Origin of the sequence: Solihabitans fulvus (genome assembly GCF_008386585.1) — a bacterium.
GTDB lineage: Bacteria > Actinomycetota > Actinomycetes > Mycobacteriales > Pseudonocardiaceae > Solihabitans > Solihabitans fulvus.
Genome location: NZ_VUOB01000232.1, coordinates 1 through 311, shown reverse-complemented (window position 1 = coordinate 311; position 311 = coordinate 1). Strand labels below are relative to the sequence as shown.

Annotated in this window: 1 protein-coding gene; it reads left to right on the top strand. The window is 41.5% G+C overall.

Features of this window, described 5'->3' with window-relative positions; genetic code table 11:
* The coding region (locus F0L68_RS45705; protein ID WP_149855382.1) for an ATP synthase subunit epsilon family protein at window positions 1-260 on the top strand (260 nt) is incomplete at its 5' end.
* Window positions 261-311: the final 51 nt, after the last annotated feature.

Genomic DNA, 311 nt, shown 5'->3' with positions numbered 1-311 from the left:
GATATTTCACTTTACTCTCTGGCTGTGGAATTCAGGAAAATTTCAATTTATTTTTGAGAATAAAAGTAAATAAGAACATTAACAAAATGAGCGCTTGGAGGCAAGCTGGTTTAACTTACATAAACTACTCAAACATCGCAGCCAAGGTGCTTCGCAGGTCACTAAAGCAAGAATTTCGAGCAGAGGCGTTGAAACGTGACGAATCTCACGTCAGAGTCACACCTTGGGCCAACGGACGACCTGCACATGAAAAGGACTAAGTCAGAGGTACCTCCAGAAAGCTGTTCCAAAGTGAAGAAGGAATAGTTAAC